The 14833-nt window shown below is 42.4% G+C and carries 11 protein-coding genes and 1 pseudogene; 11 read left to right on the plus strand and 1 reads right to left on the minus strand.

Features of this window, described 5'->3' with window-relative positions:
- Positions 1-8 precede the first annotated feature (8 nt).
- From AC3ZPD_RS20390 to AC3ZPD_RS20420, 7 genes are all read left to right on the plus strand, one after another.
- On the plus strand, positions 9-245 hold the full coding sequence (locus AC3ZPD_RS20390; protein WP_490986111.1) for a helix-turn-helix domain-containing protein: 237 nt from the start codon (positions 9-11) through the stop codon (positions 243-245).
- Positions 238-1806 carry a type I restriction-modification system subunit M gene (locus AC3ZPD_RS20395; protein WP_490986112.1) on the plus strand — a complete coding sequence of 523 codons (1569 nt, stop codon included), beginning with the start codon at positions 238-240 and terminating at the stop codon, positions 1804-1806. Before AC3ZPD_RS20390 ends, AC3ZPD_RS20395 begins: the two co-directional genes overlap by 8 nt.
- Positions 1803-2120, plus strand: a complete 318-nt coding sequence (locus AC3ZPD_RS20400) for a DUF4357 domain-containing protein (protein ID WP_490986113.1) — start codon at positions 1803-1805, stop codon at positions 2118-2120. Before AC3ZPD_RS20395 ends, AC3ZPD_RS20400 begins: the two co-directional genes overlap by 4 nt.
- Positions 2120-3376, plus strand: a complete 1257-nt coding sequence (locus tag AC3ZPD_RS20405) for a restriction endonuclease subunit S (RefSeq protein ID WP_490986114.1) — start codon at positions 2120-2122, stop codon at positions 3374-3376. Before AC3ZPD_RS20400 ends, AC3ZPD_RS20405 begins: the two co-directional genes overlap by 1 nt.
- Before the next feature lie 15 nt (positions 3377-3391).
- Positions 3392-6550 carry a type I restriction endonuclease subunit R gene (locus AC3ZPD_RS20410; RefSeq protein ID WP_490986115.1) on the plus strand — a complete coding sequence of 1053 codons (3159 nt, stop codon included), beginning with the start codon at positions 3392-3394 and terminating at the stop codon, positions 6548-6550.
- A gap of 49 nt (positions 6551-6599) precedes the next feature.
- The gene (locus AC3ZPD_RS20415) at positions 6600-8024 is read left to right on the plus strand and encodes a DUF262 domain-containing protein (RefSeq protein WP_490986116.1); all 1425 of its coding nucleotides are present in this window, start codon (positions 6600-6602) and stop codon (positions 8022-8024) included.
- A 76-nt stretch (positions 8025-8100) separates the two neighbouring features.
- Positions 8101-9159 carry a DUF4268 domain-containing protein gene (locus AC3ZPD_RS20420; protein WP_490986117.1) on the plus strand — a complete coding sequence of 353 codons (1059 nt, stop codon included), beginning with the start codon at positions 8101-8103 and terminating at the stop codon, positions 9157-9159.
- Between the two features lie 678 nt (positions 9160-9837).
- On the opposite strand, the gene AC3ZPD_RS20425 is transcribed toward AC3ZPD_RS20420, so the two are convergent.
- Positions 9838-10395, minus strand: coding sequence for a TetR/AcrR family transcriptional regulator (locus AC3ZPD_RS20425; protein WP_490986118.1), 558 nt, complete (start codon positions 10393-10395; stop codon positions 9838-9840).
- Between the two features lie 357 nt (positions 10396-10752).
- On the opposite strand from AC3ZPD_RS20425, the gene AC3ZPD_RS20430 reads away from it, so the two are divergent.
- The 4 genes and pseudogenes from AC3ZPD_RS20430 (at position 10753) to AC3ZPD_RS20445 (ending at position 14477) form a co-directional block, all read left to right on the plus strand.
- Entirely contained in the window at positions 10753-11622 is an 870-nt protein-coding gene (locus AC3ZPD_RS20430) for an oxidoreductase (RefSeq protein WP_490986119.1), read from the plus strand.
- A 921-nt stretch (positions 11623-12543) separates the two neighbouring features.
- Positions 12544-12921 (plus strand): annotated as a pseudogene (gene arr / locus AC3ZPD_RS20435) (NAD(+)--rifampin ADP-ribosyltransferase); the annotation flags it as partial.
- Positions 12922-12992: 71 nt separating this feature from the next.
- Positions 12993-13940, plus strand: a complete 948-nt coding sequence (locus AC3ZPD_RS20440; protein WP_490986120.1) for a helix-turn-helix transcriptional regulator — start codon at positions 12993-12995, stop codon at positions 13938-13940.
- A gap of 132 nt (positions 13941-14072) precedes the next feature.
- A complete protein-coding gene (locus AC3ZPD_RS20445) occupies positions 14073-14477 on the plus strand; it encodes a VOC family protein (RefSeq protein ID WP_490986121.1) in 405 nt (134 codons plus the stop codon).
- Positions 14478-14833 lie beyond the last annotated feature (356 nt).

Genomic DNA, 14833 nt, shown 5'->3' on the forward strand with positions numbered 1-14833 from the left:
TATTGGTCATGATAAATAATAGACTAAATGACACAGAACGGTGGTTGAGCCTTGAGGAAATATCAAAGCACGTGGGCTGTAGTAAGGATACCATTAGGGCATGGATAAAAAAGGATACAATTCCCTTCCACAAAGTCGGTAGACTATATAAATTCAGGATTTCAGAAGTTGACTCTTGGATTGAGAGTGGCGCTAGCGCTGACGCAGACAAGAAAAATATATTGGAGGGTACAAACCATGAATGATATGAATAAAGAGCAAGAGCGCGAGGAATTACACCGTGCCATTTGGGCAATCGCAGATGATCTGCGTGGTGCAGTAGACGGATGGGATTTTAAGAATTATGTACTTGGGACCATGTTCTACCGATATATTTCGGAAAATCTGACCGCATATATCAACGAGGGCGAGATTGAGGCAGGAAACGCCGACTTTGATTATGCTAGATTGACAGATAAAGAAGCCGAAGAAGCGCGTGCTGACTTGGTACAGGAAAAAGGGTTCTTTATATTACCAAGCGAACTTTTCTGCAATGTCAGAGCTAAGGCGATGCTTGATGACAATTTGAACGAAACGCTAGAGCGTGTATTCAATAACATCGAAGAATCTGCAAAGGGCAGAGCATCTGAAAATAGTTTTGCTGGTCTTTTTGACGACTTCGATGTCAACAGCAACAAGCTCGGCAGCACTGTTGCAAAGAGAAATGAAAGACTTGCAAAGCTTCTCGATGGTATCGCAGCGATGAATCTCGGTTCTGTTAAGGACCACGATTTTGATGCTTTTGGAGATGCTTATGAATACTTAATGACCATGTATGCATCCAATGCAGGTAAATCTGGCGGCGAATTTTTTACTCCTGCGGACGTCTCAGAACTGCTCACACGCCTTGGCACGGTTGGCAAGAAAACCATCAATAAGGTATATGATCCGGCTTGCGGCTCTGGTTCGCTGCTTCTCAAGGCTGTGAAACTACTCGGTAAGGATGCCGTAACCACTGGGTTCTATGGTCAAGAGATTAATATTACCACATACAATCTTTGCCGTATCAATATGTTCCTGCATGATATTGGATTTGATAAGTTTGATTTAGAGTGCGAGGATACGCTGACCAATCCGCAACACTGGGATGATGAGCCGTTTGAACTGATTGTTTCAAATCCTCCCTATTCCATCAAGTGGGCCGGTGACGAGAACCCTTTGCTTATTAATGACCCCCGCTTTTCTCCTGCCGGAGTTCTGGCTCCTAAGAGCAAAGCAGACCTTGCTTTTATTATGCATTCGCTTTCTTGGCTTGCATCGAACGGTACAGCTGCCATTGTTTGCTTCCCCGGTATTTTGTACCGTGGTGGTGCAGAACAAAAAATTCGTCAGTATTTAATTGATAACAACTATGTGGACTGCATTATTCAATTGCCAAGTAACCTGTTTTTTGGCACAAGTATTGCCACCTGCATTATGGTAATGAAGAAAAACAAGAACGATAACAAGACCCTGTTTATTGATGCAAGTAATGAATGTATTAAGGTTACCAACAACAATAAATTAACTCCTGATAACATTGAGCGTATTGTAACCACCTTTACAAACCGTGAAGAAATCAAGCATTTTTCACACCTTGCAAGCTATGACGAAGTAGTTGGAAAAGATTATAACCTTTCAGTCTCTACCTATGTTGAGGCAGAGGACATTCGTGAAAAGGTGGATATTGTAAAGCTGAATGCCGAAATCGAAAGAATCGTGGCACGAGAGGACGAACTGCGTGCAGCCATTCGCAACATCATCGAAGAAATCGAGGCGGGCGTATGAAATTATATATAAAGAAAAAAAACAAAACGATTGAAGCTATTGCTGAATACGATTTGGAAGATGGTTCAGTTACCGTTTTGAGAGGAAGCACAGTCTCAGCTACTATTGCATATTCAGAAAAATTCCGTGGTGCAAGGTCCATTGAAAAGAGCCGCTCCGAATATGTGGAAAATGGGATTGTCATAAAGGACGCAAAATTTAAGAGTGCTTCTGCAGCGGCTAATTTTGTGACAGGTTCAAGTACCAATGGGCTTACTGCGTGGAAAAGTGAAAATGGCAATACACTGCAATGTATTCTGAAGGAGGGACAGTAATGAGCAAGATTGAAGATTTGATAGCTGAGTTCTGTCCCATCGGAGTAACCTATAAACCACTAGCGGAACTTGGCAAATTTTTTGGTGGACTTACAGGGAAATCGAAAGATGATTTTACAAATGGAAATGCTACATTTATTACATATAAAAATGTGTATTCCAACCCCGCTATGGATATCAATCCTGATGATACTGTTAAAATTGCAGTGGGGGAAAAACAACGAACCCTTGAATACGGAGATATCGTATTTACAGGTTCATCAGAAACACCAGATGAATGTGGATTTTCATCCGTTGTTACTAAAAAGCCGGAGAAGCCACTTTACCTTAACAGTTTTTGCTTTTTCTTTCGTTTTAACAACCTGAGCATAATCGAGCCGGATTTTGCAAAGCACCTTTTCCGTTCAAGCAATCTCAGATACCAGATTGGCAAGACCGCCAGTGGAGTAACAAGATTTAATGTGTCAAAAAAAATGATGGAAAAGGTTGTAATCCCCCTTCCCCCTCTGCCAGTACAGTGTGAAATTGCCCGTATACTGGACAATTTCACGGAGCTTACAGCAGAGCTTACAGCGGAGCTTACTGCGGAGCTTACAGCGAGGAAGAAACAGTTTAAGTATTACTGCAGGGAAGTTATGGAGCATGTGAGAGATGCTACATCAATAAGAATTGGTGACTTAGGTGCATGGTCTGGTGGATCTACTCCATCCATGTCAAATAAGGATTTTTGGGAAAATGGTTCCATACCTTGGGTTTCATCAAAGGACATGAAAGTAGCGACTTTAGTTGATACCCAGGACCATATAACTCAAATAGCATTGGATAATACATCTATTAAATTGTTGCCGGCAAATACAGTAGCAATTGTTGCACGATCAGGGATTCTTAAGCATACATTGCCTATTGTTTTCATTCCATTTGAAACTACAGTTAATCAAGATATAAAGGTATTAGTTGCAGGAGAAAACATTTTCCCTAGGTATGTATATTTTGCTTTACAAGGTTATCATGATGAACTGCTTGCAAAAACGAAGAAACAAGGTGGGACGGTTGATTCATTAGAAATTAAAAAGTTTATGGACTTTGAGATTCCTATACCAACCATTGAAGAACAACAACGTATTGCCGGCATACTCGACCGCTTTGACGCCCTTTGCAACGATATCTCCATAGGTCTCCCTGCTGAAATCGCTGCTCGACAAAAACAGTATGAACACTATCGTGATAAATTACTGACATTCAAAGAACTTTCTTAGGAAGGCGGTGAACGTATGCCTTATTTTAATATCGTAGCGGAGACATCTGAAAATACCGTAGTTACGGAATACGTACCAGAAAAAGCACGCTCTGATATTTACCAGAGTGAAGAGGCGTTAGAAAAAGAGTTTGTTCGCCTACTTTGTGAGCAAGGCTATACCTATCTGCCCATCCACACAGAGGCGGACTTGATTGCGAACCTGCGTAAAAAGTTGGAAGAACTGAACAAATACCAGTTTTCCGATACAGAATGGGAGCGGTTTTTTGCCGACTGCATTGCGAACAAAAACGATGGTATTGTAGATAAGGCTAGAAAGATTCAGGATGACTATGTTCAGGTTCTAAAGCGAGATGATGCTCTTTCAAAGAACATCATGTTGATTGACAAGAAAACCATACATAACAACAAACTGCAAGTCATCAATCAGTATGTCATTGGCAAGGAAGATGGTGCGAAATACGATAACCGCTATGACGTGACCATTCTTGTAAACGGACTTCCATTGGTTCATATCGAGCTGAAACGCAGAGGTGTTGCCATCCGTGAAGCCTTTAATCAAATAAACCGCTATCAGCGTGATTCATTCTGGGCAGGATGCGGTCTTTTCGAATATGTGCAAATTTTCGTTATTTCCAACGGAACGAACACAAAGTATTACTCCAACAGCACTCGCTTCAACGCTATTAAGGATGCGAACTCCGGCAAGGTAAAAAGGGGGAAAACCAGCAATAGCTTTGAGTTTACTTCTTTCTGGGCTGATGCCAAAAACAGTGTGATTTCTGATTTAATCGACTTCACAAAGACCTTTTTTACCAAGCATGCTATCTTAAACATATTGACAAAGTATTGCGTCTTCACTGCTGAGAACATGCTGATGGTGATGCGTCCATATCAAATTACAGCGACAGAGGAAATTCTAAATCGAATAAAAATCGCCCATAACTATAAAAAATACGGCGACATCGCTGGCGGAGGTTATATTTGGCACACTACTGGTTCGGGAAAAACCCTAACTTCATTCAAGACGGCAAGACTTGCCTCTCAACTACCATACATTGATAAGGTGCTGTTCGTGGTTGACCGCAAGGATCTCGACTATCAGACAATGAAGGAATATGACCGCTTTGAAAAAGGGGCTGCCAACAGCAACACCTCAACGGCCATTCTGGCAAAACAGTTGGGCGATAAGAAATCAAAAGTCATTATTACTACTATTCAAAAGCTGTCTACTTTCATCAAGAAAAACAAAGAGCATCCTGTATATAACAAGCAAGTGGTCATTATCTTTGATGAATGTCATCGCAGTCAGTTTGGAGACATGCATACCGCCATTGCCGGTGGCGTTGATAAATATGGAAATAAGAAGAAGGGTGCTTTTCAGAAATATTATATGTTTGGTTTTACCGGAACGCCGATCTTTCCCGACCCAGGCACGTTCAGAAACGGAAAATTTTTGACTACTGAGCATACCTTTGGTGATAAACTCCACACATATACTATTGTGAACGCAATCAATGATAAGAATGTTTTGCCGTTCCGCGTGGACTATGTTAAAACAATGGATACCGATCGAGATATCGATGACGAGCAGGTTTGGGATATTGATCGCGACAAGGCATTTATGGCACCACAGCGCATTTCTCTTGTCACCAAATACATTTTAGATCACTTTGATAAAAAGACTTACCGTGGAGACAAATCCTACGTATTTAGTCAACTGACAAACATTTCTGATGTTGCGTCTGCTAAGAGAGGTGCTGTCGAAGAAATAAAGCAAAAGCAACGTATTAGTGGATTCAATTCAATATTTGCAGTTGCTTCTGTTCCGATGGCAAAGTTGTACTATGATGAGTTTCGCAAACAGATGGGCGAAGATCCAACCAAGCAACTAAAGATTGCAGTTATCTTTAGCTATGCCCCAAATGAAGAAGAAGCCGATGGCATTATCGATGAGGAGAATCCGGAGGATACTTCTGCTCTGGACAAGAGTTCGCGTGATTTCCTAGAAGAAGCAATTCTTGACTATAACACGATGTTCCATACGGCATATGACACTTCTTCGGACAAGTTCCAGAATTATTATAAGGACGTATCTCTTCGCATGAAGAATAAGGAACTCGACCTCCTGATTGTGGTCAATATGTTCCTAACAGGTTTTGACGCAACAACCTTAAACACACTCTGGGTGGATAAGAACCTAAAAATGCACGGATTAATACAAGCCTTCAGCCGCACAAATCGCATTTTGAACAGTATTAAGACATTTGGAAATATTGTGTGTTTCCGTAACCTGCAAAAACGTGTTGATATCGCCATTTCTCGGTTCGGAGATGAAAACGCAGGTGGCATCGTCCTGTTGCGTAGCTTTAAAGACTACTATGAGGGATATATCTCTGATAATAAGCATATGCCGGGCTATGTTGATATGATTGAGGATCTCTCCGCCAAGTTTCCAGTATCTGAGTCGCAGATTATCGGTGAGCAAAACCAGAAAGACTTTATCTCTTTATTCGGTACAATTTTGCGTATGCGAAATCTCCTCTCTTCCTTTGATGAATTTGCTGGAAAAGAGATTATTACCGAGCGAGATCTACAGGATTATCTTGGTAGATATCAGGATTTGAGAGATGAGTGGAAACGAAAACGCGAAAACGGCGAAAGCACCGATATTGTTGACGATATCGTGTTCGAGGTTGAACTCATTAAGCAAATTGAAATTAACATCGACTATATCCTCATGCTTGTGAAAAAGTATCATGATACGCATGGCGAGGACAAGGAAGTTCTGATCACCATAAAGAAAGCCATCGACGCAAGTCCGGAACTACGTAGTAAAAAACAATTGATTGAAACTTTTATTGCTGGAATTAATGATGTGGACGATGTTTTGAACGAATGGAATGGCTTCGTTGCCCAGCAGCGAGAGAATGACCTTGTCGCACTCATTCAGGATGAGAATTTGAAACCAGAAGAAACTCGTATTTTCTTGGAAAACTCTTTTCGAGAAGGCGAAATAAAAACCGTAGGCACTGATATTGATAAAATCTTGCCGCCGGTAAGTCGTTTCGGCGGTGGAAACCGTACAAAGAAAAAGCAAACGGTAATTGATAAGTTAAAAGTCTTTTTTGAGAAATATTTTGGAGTCGGTGGATCTGCTAAATTTACAAAGTAATGCAACATCGGAGGCAAACCGAGGAGACTTCTATTAAGGGGGCATCGCATTGCCAAACGAACTTCAATCTTTATCAGTACTTTTTCAAAATAGATTATTCCGCATACCTGACTACCAGCGCGGTTATGCCTGGAAGCATGAACAGCTTGTGGATTTTTGGGAAGACCTACTGAACCTTCACGAGGATAGGTATCATTATACCGGTCTGCTTTCTCTCAAAGCTGTTAGCCGCAAAGAGACTCGCTTGTGGCAAGAGGACGAGTGGTTGCTCGATATCGGGTTTAAACCTTTCCACGTTGTGGATGGGCAGCAACGGTTGACCACGTTTTCTATACTTATGTATGAAATAACCGCTTTTGTTAAGAGCGTTCCGGATAACAAAGATAAACAGGACGAAGAAATATTCCTTGGGTATGAATCGCTTAAGGATATAAAGGCGAAATATGTTATTCGCAAGCGTCCTCCCCAGAATATTGTAACAACATATCTGTTTGGATACGAGACGGACAACCCAAGCTCTGATTATCTAAAATACAAGGTTTTTGAAGAGCCATTCGGTGGCTCTGTTTTTGAAACTTATTACACAAAGAATTTGAAATATGCAAAGAAATTTTTTGCTGAGAACCTTTGTACAATGCATGAAACCGACGGGATGACTGGCATTGAATTATTATACAAGAAACTAACTCTTCGCCTAATGTTCAACCTTCATGAAATAGAAGATGATTATGATGTTTTTGTTGCTTTCGAGACGATGAACAACCGAGGCAAGAAGCTGACAAATCTTGAGCTGCTGAAAAACCGTCTTATTTACCTCACAACACTCTTCGAAGACGGGCAACTGGATTCGATTGACAAGGAACAGTTACGCAAAAACATCAATGATGCATGGAAAGAGGTTTATTATCAGCTTGGACGTAATCAGAACGCTCCGCTTTCCGACGATGAATTTCTACGTGCTCATTGGATTACTTACTTCCGCTATTCCCGTAAAGGTGGAGATGATTACATACGGTTCTTGTTGGGAAAGTTCTCTGCTAAGAATGTCTTTGAGAAACACGCCCCAGTACAGGGAAACTACGATACTGTCCTTTTGTCGGACATAGAAACCGGTGAAGACGATGAAACACCGGAGGTTCAGACCGAAGCGGAGATCCAGTTGGTCAGCAAGCTCACACCAAAGGAAATCAGCGACTATGTTAACAGTCTGAAATCACTGGCCGAATATTGGTATTATAGTTTCTTCCCTTTTGATAGTAGTTTCTCAAACGATGAGAAGGTTTGGATCGACAAATTGAATCGTATCGGAATCGGGTATTTTCGGCCGTTGGTAGTAGCTGCCTTGTCTACGGAAAAAGATACAACGCCAGAAGAGCGTATTGTGCTATTTAAATCCATTGAGCGGTTCATTTTTGTATCATTCCGTCTCGGCGGTTTTTCAGTCGAATTACCAAAGCAGCGTCTATTACAATAAGTCTCGTGATGTGTTAAGTGGTAATGTTTCTCTTGTCTTGATCTCCGAAGAATTGAATTCCACAGTGGATAGTGATATGGCTTCTGCAATCAAAGCATTTACCGCACGTACCAACAGGCGGTTTGAATCTGGAGAGGGTTTCTATGGGTGGCGCGACTTACGCTATTTTCTTTATGAATATGAGTATGAGAAAGCCGTTAAGAATAACATTCAGAAAGTCCACTGGAGTATGTTCACGCGAGTTGAAAAAGACAAGGTGACCATAGAGCATATTCTGCCCCAAACGCCGACGAAATGGTATTGGCGAAATACCTACAGGATGTTTTCGGGGAGCGAGATAAAGCAACTATCCGCTTCGCTTGGAAATTTACTCCCGTTGTCCCAGAGCATTAACTCTTCGCTCCAAAACGATAGCTTCCTGGACAAAAAGAACCCAACTGCGGCGGGTAGAAGGGGTTATATCAACGGTTCTCATTCTGAGATAGAAGTTGCACAAGAAGATGATTGGACAGCTCAAAACATCTTTAACCGTGGGCTCTCCCTTCTGAATTTCATGGAGAAACGTTGGCAGCTGCAATTTGGAAGCAATGAAAAAGCTGAGTTGCTTCATATATCATTTATAAATGACGAGCGTGAAGTACCCGATGAAATCTCTGAAACCGAGCCAACTCCGACACCCGTAATCGAAGCAACACGGGAGCTATCCGACAGGCATTATCTCCGCTTGGATTTCTGGAGCAATTTTGTAAACTACTGCAGGGAAAATGGGCGCGGCGAAGACATAGCTTCACGCAAACCATCTACTGACGACTGGTATGATGTCACAATAGGCAGCAGGGATTACCTTATTTTCTTTCAACTCGTGAGGCAGAAAATACTGCGCATTGGTTTGTATGTCTATCGGCCAGAGGATTTTGCTCGATTGGACTCAATGAAAACTGAAATAGAAAAGGCTTATGGCTCTCCGCTTGAATGGTATACTAGCCGTGAAAAGAGTACGGCAAAAAGGATTCTGCACTCGATTGAAACAGACGTCCATAATCCTGAATTATATATTCAACATTTCGAATGGCTAGTCTCTCAGTTCGACAAACTCAAAGCAGCTTTAGAAAAGGTCGATTCAATTACCAATTGATATTATGAGGTGAATTATGCTAGGAAATCATCGGCGACAATGTGGGTTCGCGCACAAGGCAATTTTTAAAATGAGATAAACGAATTAATAAGTTGGGAACGGCAGTTCGACTCCTCTTGGAATAGATCTAATGGTTGTTGACGACTTGTTGACGAACGTTGTCAACAAGCAATCAAACGCAAACAAAACGAACAATACTCTATGGTTAAAACCCTTATAGATCAAGGGTTTTAACCAACTAACACACAATCCATCCAACCCTCACATGTTCCCGCATACGGTGCATGTCGAGAGTGTGGCTTTGTTGGTGAAGAGTGGTGTAGGACACGAATAAATACCTGATATTCATAATAAACCTGTGCTAAAAATTGAATAAAGGCGTGAAAAAATCGGGGAGAGGAAGAATGGAGAAGGGGGAAAACCCAGATCCATCAAGCCTCTCCCCTGCTTTCTATCATGACTTTATTCAGATTTTAATAAAGTTGTGACAGAAAAAGTTGAGTGAAGAATTGGGGGAATAACTGTTTTGTAGCACGAGTTTATTATTGAGAGCAACGGTGGAATGCGGGCTTGAGAGTTGTTTTTGGCAGGTGTTTATTCATTCTGAACTGCAGGGCACAGAATAATACCGTGCCCCTTTCAGGCCTCGTGGGACAAGGGATTCATGGAATTGTGATATCAAATTTTTACAGCTCGCCAACATGCTTCTATAGTTTGCTGAATCTGATATTCATCTAGAGGATATTTGCCGGCTAAAGAACCTTTTATGACTGATATTATAATTCCGTTAAGAATCTGGCAACACATCATCTTGTCCATATCTCGAATAATCCCCTGCTTCTGACCTTGATCAACTATTATGAAAAATTCATTCATAGCGGGATCTTGCATATTACGTGATTCGTCAGAAATATAAGGCGAATGATAGTAATTTTCAAGAAACCATAGTTCTTTTGGATACTTAAGTGCAAATTCGGCTATATTCCTTAACATGCATCTTAATCTTTCAAATATGGTCAGTGTCGGATCGTAATTGCTAATTACTACTTCTCCCATATGTGATCCAATGGCTCTAAACAACTCATTTACAAGCTCTTCTTTATTATTAAAATAGTGGTAAAATGTCCCGGATCCCACGTTTGCCTTTTTGAATATTTTTGAAAAAGTGGTCGACTGTAATCCCTCTTGATTAATCAAATCTAAGGTAGCGCTTAAAATATCTTCGCGTTTACTCATTTCATATCCCTTCATTTCCCTTTAGCTTTAAAGTGGAATTAATTTTCTGTTTTATTTTAGGTGACTTCTCTCAACATGTCAATTTTTCGAAATAATATTCCAATACACTAAATGTTTAGTTATTTAGTTTTCTGTATTTAAAATTTTAGTTTGATTTATGGCACGATAATTCCATTAAAAAGGCGTTAATTTATCGATATATATGTATAATTGATAAATTAATCATTATTTTTGGAATTAATTTTCTAAATTATTTGACAGTGTCGTTGTACCTCTATATAATAGAGTGGAACATAAATTCCAATATAGTTGGAACGATGTATCAAAAACAAGGAACAATATGAGAGGAGTATCTCCATGAACAACACAGTTTGGTTTATCACCGGCAGTTCCCGCGGCCTCGGCCGTGCTATTGTCACAGCAGCCTTAGAGCGCGGCGATCAGGTCGCCGCCACGGCGCGCACAGTTTCTGCTTTAGATGACCTCGCGGCAACATACCCTGAGCAATTACTTGTCTTGCCCGTCGACGTCACTGACCCGCGCCAGATCGATGAAGCCGTGGCGCGCGCCCACGAGCGCTTTGGCAAACTGGATGTCGTCATCAACAACGCCGGTTACGCAAACTTGTCAACCGTTGAGGATACTACGCTGGAAGACTTCCGTGCCCAGATCGACACCAATCTGTTTGGCGTCATCGCTACTACCAAAGCCGTGCTGCCAATTTTGCGTGAGCAGGGTGGTGGCCGCATCATTAACGTATCATCCGTCGGCTCACGCCTCGGCAACCCTGGACTGGCCGCATATCAGGCAGCTAAGTGGGCTGTCAGCGGATTCACTGAGGTTCTCGCCGCGGAAGTCGCTCCGTTGGGTATCCTTGTCACCGCTATTGAACCCGGCGGAATGCATACCGACTGGGCCGGTTCATCAATGAAGATTCCAGAAGCAAGCGCGCCTTACCAAACAACGGTAGGCTTTTTGGCCAATCTGTTTGCCTCTAGTGGGACCGCTCCGCTCGGTGATCCAGCGAAAGTCGCCCAAGCAATCATTCAACTCGTGTCTGAAAAGCGTCCTCCAGTTCGACTGTTGCTGGGTTCCGACGCTCTTGCCGGCGCGCAGGCCGCGGCGGCTGCTTTGGCTGCCAGCGACGCCGCTTGGGAGGATTTTAGCCGATCCACCGACCGCGATGACGCTACCGATGCCGAGAGAGATCCTTTAGGCGTAAAGTAAAACGCTCAAGAGGTGGTCTAGCTGCTTTATCGACCTAAATAATGGCATACCCAGGTGAAATCAATAATTGGGGAAGCCTAAACCCAAAGTTATCACTATAAGCAACAGCCCTTCACTACTGAATTAAGCAGTGAAAGGCTGTTGTTGCCCTTTTTGGCGGTAACTAAATTGAATTGCTGACATGAGAAGTTCTTAGAGCAATATGTTGACGTTGCTTACTCCACACAGGTGGAGTCGGTGGCCTTGCTGGTGAAGAGTAGTGTAGAACACAAATAAAACTGCTATTCATAATTAACCTGTGTTAATAATTGAATAAAGGCGTGATAAAATGAGGGAAGGGATAAATGGAGAACTGGAAAAAACCAGGTCCATCAGGCCTTTTCCTTGTTTTTCTATCATGACTTTATTCAGATTTTAATAAAGTTGTACTATAAAATGTGGAGATAAAAGTTAGGAATAAGACTGTTTTTTAGCAGGGGTTTATTTGTTCTTAACAGGTGGAGAAATAACCGAAATGTAAAAAATTCAATTGTTAAGAGGCGAAATAAGATGAACATTCAATTTGACCCCAATAACAATATTATTAAACTATGTATGATGGGTATGGGTATGGAAGATAGCGGAAAACCCGAAGATGCAGGGATGCTGTTTCTTAAAGCATGGAGTGAAGCTGAAAATGATTTTGAAAGATTTATTGCAGCTTATTTTATAGCTCGACATCAAAAAAATAGTTCAGAAAAATTAAAATGGTTGGAAACGTCCTTGCAGTTAGCGTTAAAACTAAATGATGACAGCGTTAAGAGCACTTTCAAATCGCTGTACTTGAATATTGCCAAATGCTATGAGGAGCTGTCCGATCTAGACAAGGCAAAAACGAATTATGAGTTATCTAATTCCTTTAATGTTCCTCCCTCTGATAAAGGTCCATTTTTTCATGGAACAAAAGCAGATTTGCAGGTTGGCGATCTGCTGACAGCAGGGGGAGAATCGAATTATAAAGCTGAACTCAAAATGAATCATATCTATTTCACAGCCCTTGTTAAGGGTGCAGGACTTGCCGCTTCCTTAGCAAAAGGAAATGGGAGAGAAAGAGTTTATATTGTAGAACCAACAGGCGAATTTGAAAATGATCCGAATGTTACAGACAAGAAATTCCCAGGTAATTTGACACGTTCGTACCGCTCACGAGAACCCTTGAAAATTATTGGTGAAGCAACAGAGTGGGAGAAACAGACGCCTGAAGACTTACGCCAATGGCGTGAAAAGTTGGCTAATAACAAAGGGGACATTATAAATTAAGGATATATCAATTTGGATGCCATATATGATAGCGAGTTTTTATGAACGGCAGTAAGTCTCAAGGGGGCCCGATGAACAAAACCGACCGCTTATTGGCCATTGTGCTAGAGCTGCAAAGCAGGGAAGTTGTACGGGGCGAAGATTTGGCGGCCCTGTTTGAAACCAGCGTGCGGACCATCTATCGTGACATTCAGGCGCTTAGTGAAGCGGGAGTACCGATTATCGGCGCCCCAGGCACAGGCTATTCTTTGATGAAAGGTTATTTCCTGCCGCCGATCAGTTTTACGGTAGAAGAAGCTGTGACCTTACTTATAGGAACGGACTTTATCGAGCAACGATTTGATGAGGAGTATCGTGTCAGGTCTCAAGCCGCTCGGCGAAAAATCGAGGCCATACTCTCGCAGAACGTTCGCCATGAGGCCACTCGTGTGCGTAAGACGCTGCGCTTGCTCGCTCCCGGTAAACAGGTTGCGATTTCAAAAGAAAAGGACTATTTCGAAAAGATCCGCCAGGCCCTATTAGATGAACGAAAGATCAGATTTCATTATTCGAAAAAGATTGGGGACTCGGGCGGGAATCCCCAGAGTGATCGTACCATCGCTCCCTATGGTCTGGTTCTCGTGGAAGGATCCTGGATGCTTGTAGGCTATTGCGATCTACGCCAAGACATCCGTCATTTTCGTTTGTCCCGAATGAGCGAACTTACCGTTCTGGAAGAACGATTCAAATTGCCGGCACATTTTGACTTAAGGGAATATACCCCTCCGGATGATCGCGACTTGCGGGTTCGCCTTCTTTTTAATCCTGACATCGCGGATAAGGTGAAGGAATCGGACTATCCTTACATGGAGGATATGGAAGAACACGCAGATGGATTGCACGTGGTCTTACGAGTCCGTCAACTGGATGAAGTGCTACAATGGGTGCTTGGTTGGGGAGCGGGTGTGACCGTATTGGAACCTGAATCGTTCCGAAATCGGATTCGAGAGGAAGCTCAAAAAATATTAAAACGCTACTGACATCACGCTGTCAGTAGCGTTGTTTTATATTCGGATATGTAAACCTATAAAGGAGTAGTGGTGAGATAGGCGAGATTCTGACTCACGACAGGATACGGTATTTCACCATTAATTGAGAAAGGATGATATCTTATGAATTTTGCTTCTGTACGCATCATTACCGACGACGTGGATCGTCTCGTCGAGTTCTATGAGAACGTCTTGGGGGTTTCGGCGGAGCGCCCTGCGCCGGTATTTGCCGAACTTGTTTTCCCCTCATGCACCCTGGCAATCGGTCACTCCCAGACGGCGCAGCTATTTGGCGCTGGTTCCGTAGTAGCGGCCCAAAATCACTCTGTCATCATCGAGTTCCGCGTCTACAATATCGAAGCCGAATACGTGCGTTTGAAGCCAGTTGTCGATGATTGGATACAGGAACCGACCACGATGCCGTGGGGCAATCGTTCTATGCTTTTCCGAGATCCTGACGGCAATCTCGTTAACCTCTTCGAGCCGGTGACCGAGGAAGCGATTAAACGGTTCAGCGGCAGACATTGACGGGCAGTTAAAGTAAGTGAGGCCTCGATTTAGGAAATGGCAACGGTTTGTAAAATATATAGGCGTTCTAAAGACGAAACAGGAAACACGACGAAACAAGAAGCACATGAATTGAGGGGAAGGAGTTGGAGAGCATCATTTCTTAGGAACAGGAGATCGAAGAAGGGCTCTGTTAGTTCGAAAGGCCAATTAGACTGAATTGTTATGGAGGAAAACAACAAGGAGGGGAGCGCTAAACTGGTACCCATAGACTGGACACTTTGAAAAAAAGGTGTCTGGGCTATGGGTACTTTTTGTATACTGGAAGAGGCAATGGAGGGGATGACATGAGTAAGAAACATTTTAACCAAGCAGAG

Source organism: Paenibacillus mobilis, assembly GCF_058267595.1.

What these genes read in the sequence shown, in the direction of transcription:
- AC3ZPD_RS20390 (WP_490986111.1), top strand. Translation starts at nt 9, where the DNA reads ATGATAAATAATAGACTAAATGACACAGAACGGTGGTTGAGCCTTGAG.
- AC3ZPD_RS20395 (WP_490986112.1), top strand. Translation starts at nt 238, where the DNA reads ATGAATGATATGAATAAAGAGCAAGAGCGCGAGGAATTACACCGTGCC.
- AC3ZPD_RS20400 (WP_490986113.1), top strand. Translation starts at nt 1,803, where the DNA reads ATGAAATTATATATAAAGAAAAAAAACAAAACGATTGAAGCTATTGCT.
- AC3ZPD_RS20405 (WP_490986114.1), top strand. Translation starts at nt 2,120, where the DNA reads ATGAGCAAGATTGAAGATTTGATAGCTGAGTTCTGTCCCATCGGAGTA.
- AC3ZPD_RS20410 (WP_490986115.1), top strand. Translation starts at nt 3,392, where the DNA reads ATGCCTTATTTTAATATCGTAGCGGAGACATCTGAAAATACCGTAGTT.
- AC3ZPD_RS20420 (WP_490986117.1), top strand. Translation starts at nt 8,101, where the DNA reads ATGGCTTCTGCAATCAAAGCATTTACCGCACGTACCAACAGGCGGTTT.
- AC3ZPD_RS20425 (WP_490986118.1), bottom strand. Translation starts at nt 10,395, where the DNA reads ATGAGTAAACGCGAAGATATTTTAAGCGCTACCTTAGATTTGATTAAT.
- AC3ZPD_RS20430 (WP_490986119.1), top strand. Translation starts at nt 10,753, where the DNA reads ATGAACAACACAGTTTGGTTTATCACCGGCAGTTCCCGCGGCCTCGGC.
- AC3ZPD_RS20440 (WP_490986120.1), top strand. Translation starts at nt 12,993, where the DNA reads ATGAACAAAACCGACCGCTTATTGGCCATTGTGCTAGAGCTGCAAAGC.
- AC3ZPD_RS20445 (WP_490986121.1), top strand. Translation starts at nt 14,073, where the DNA reads ATGAATTTTGCTTCTGTACGCATCATTACCGACGACGTGGATCGTCTC.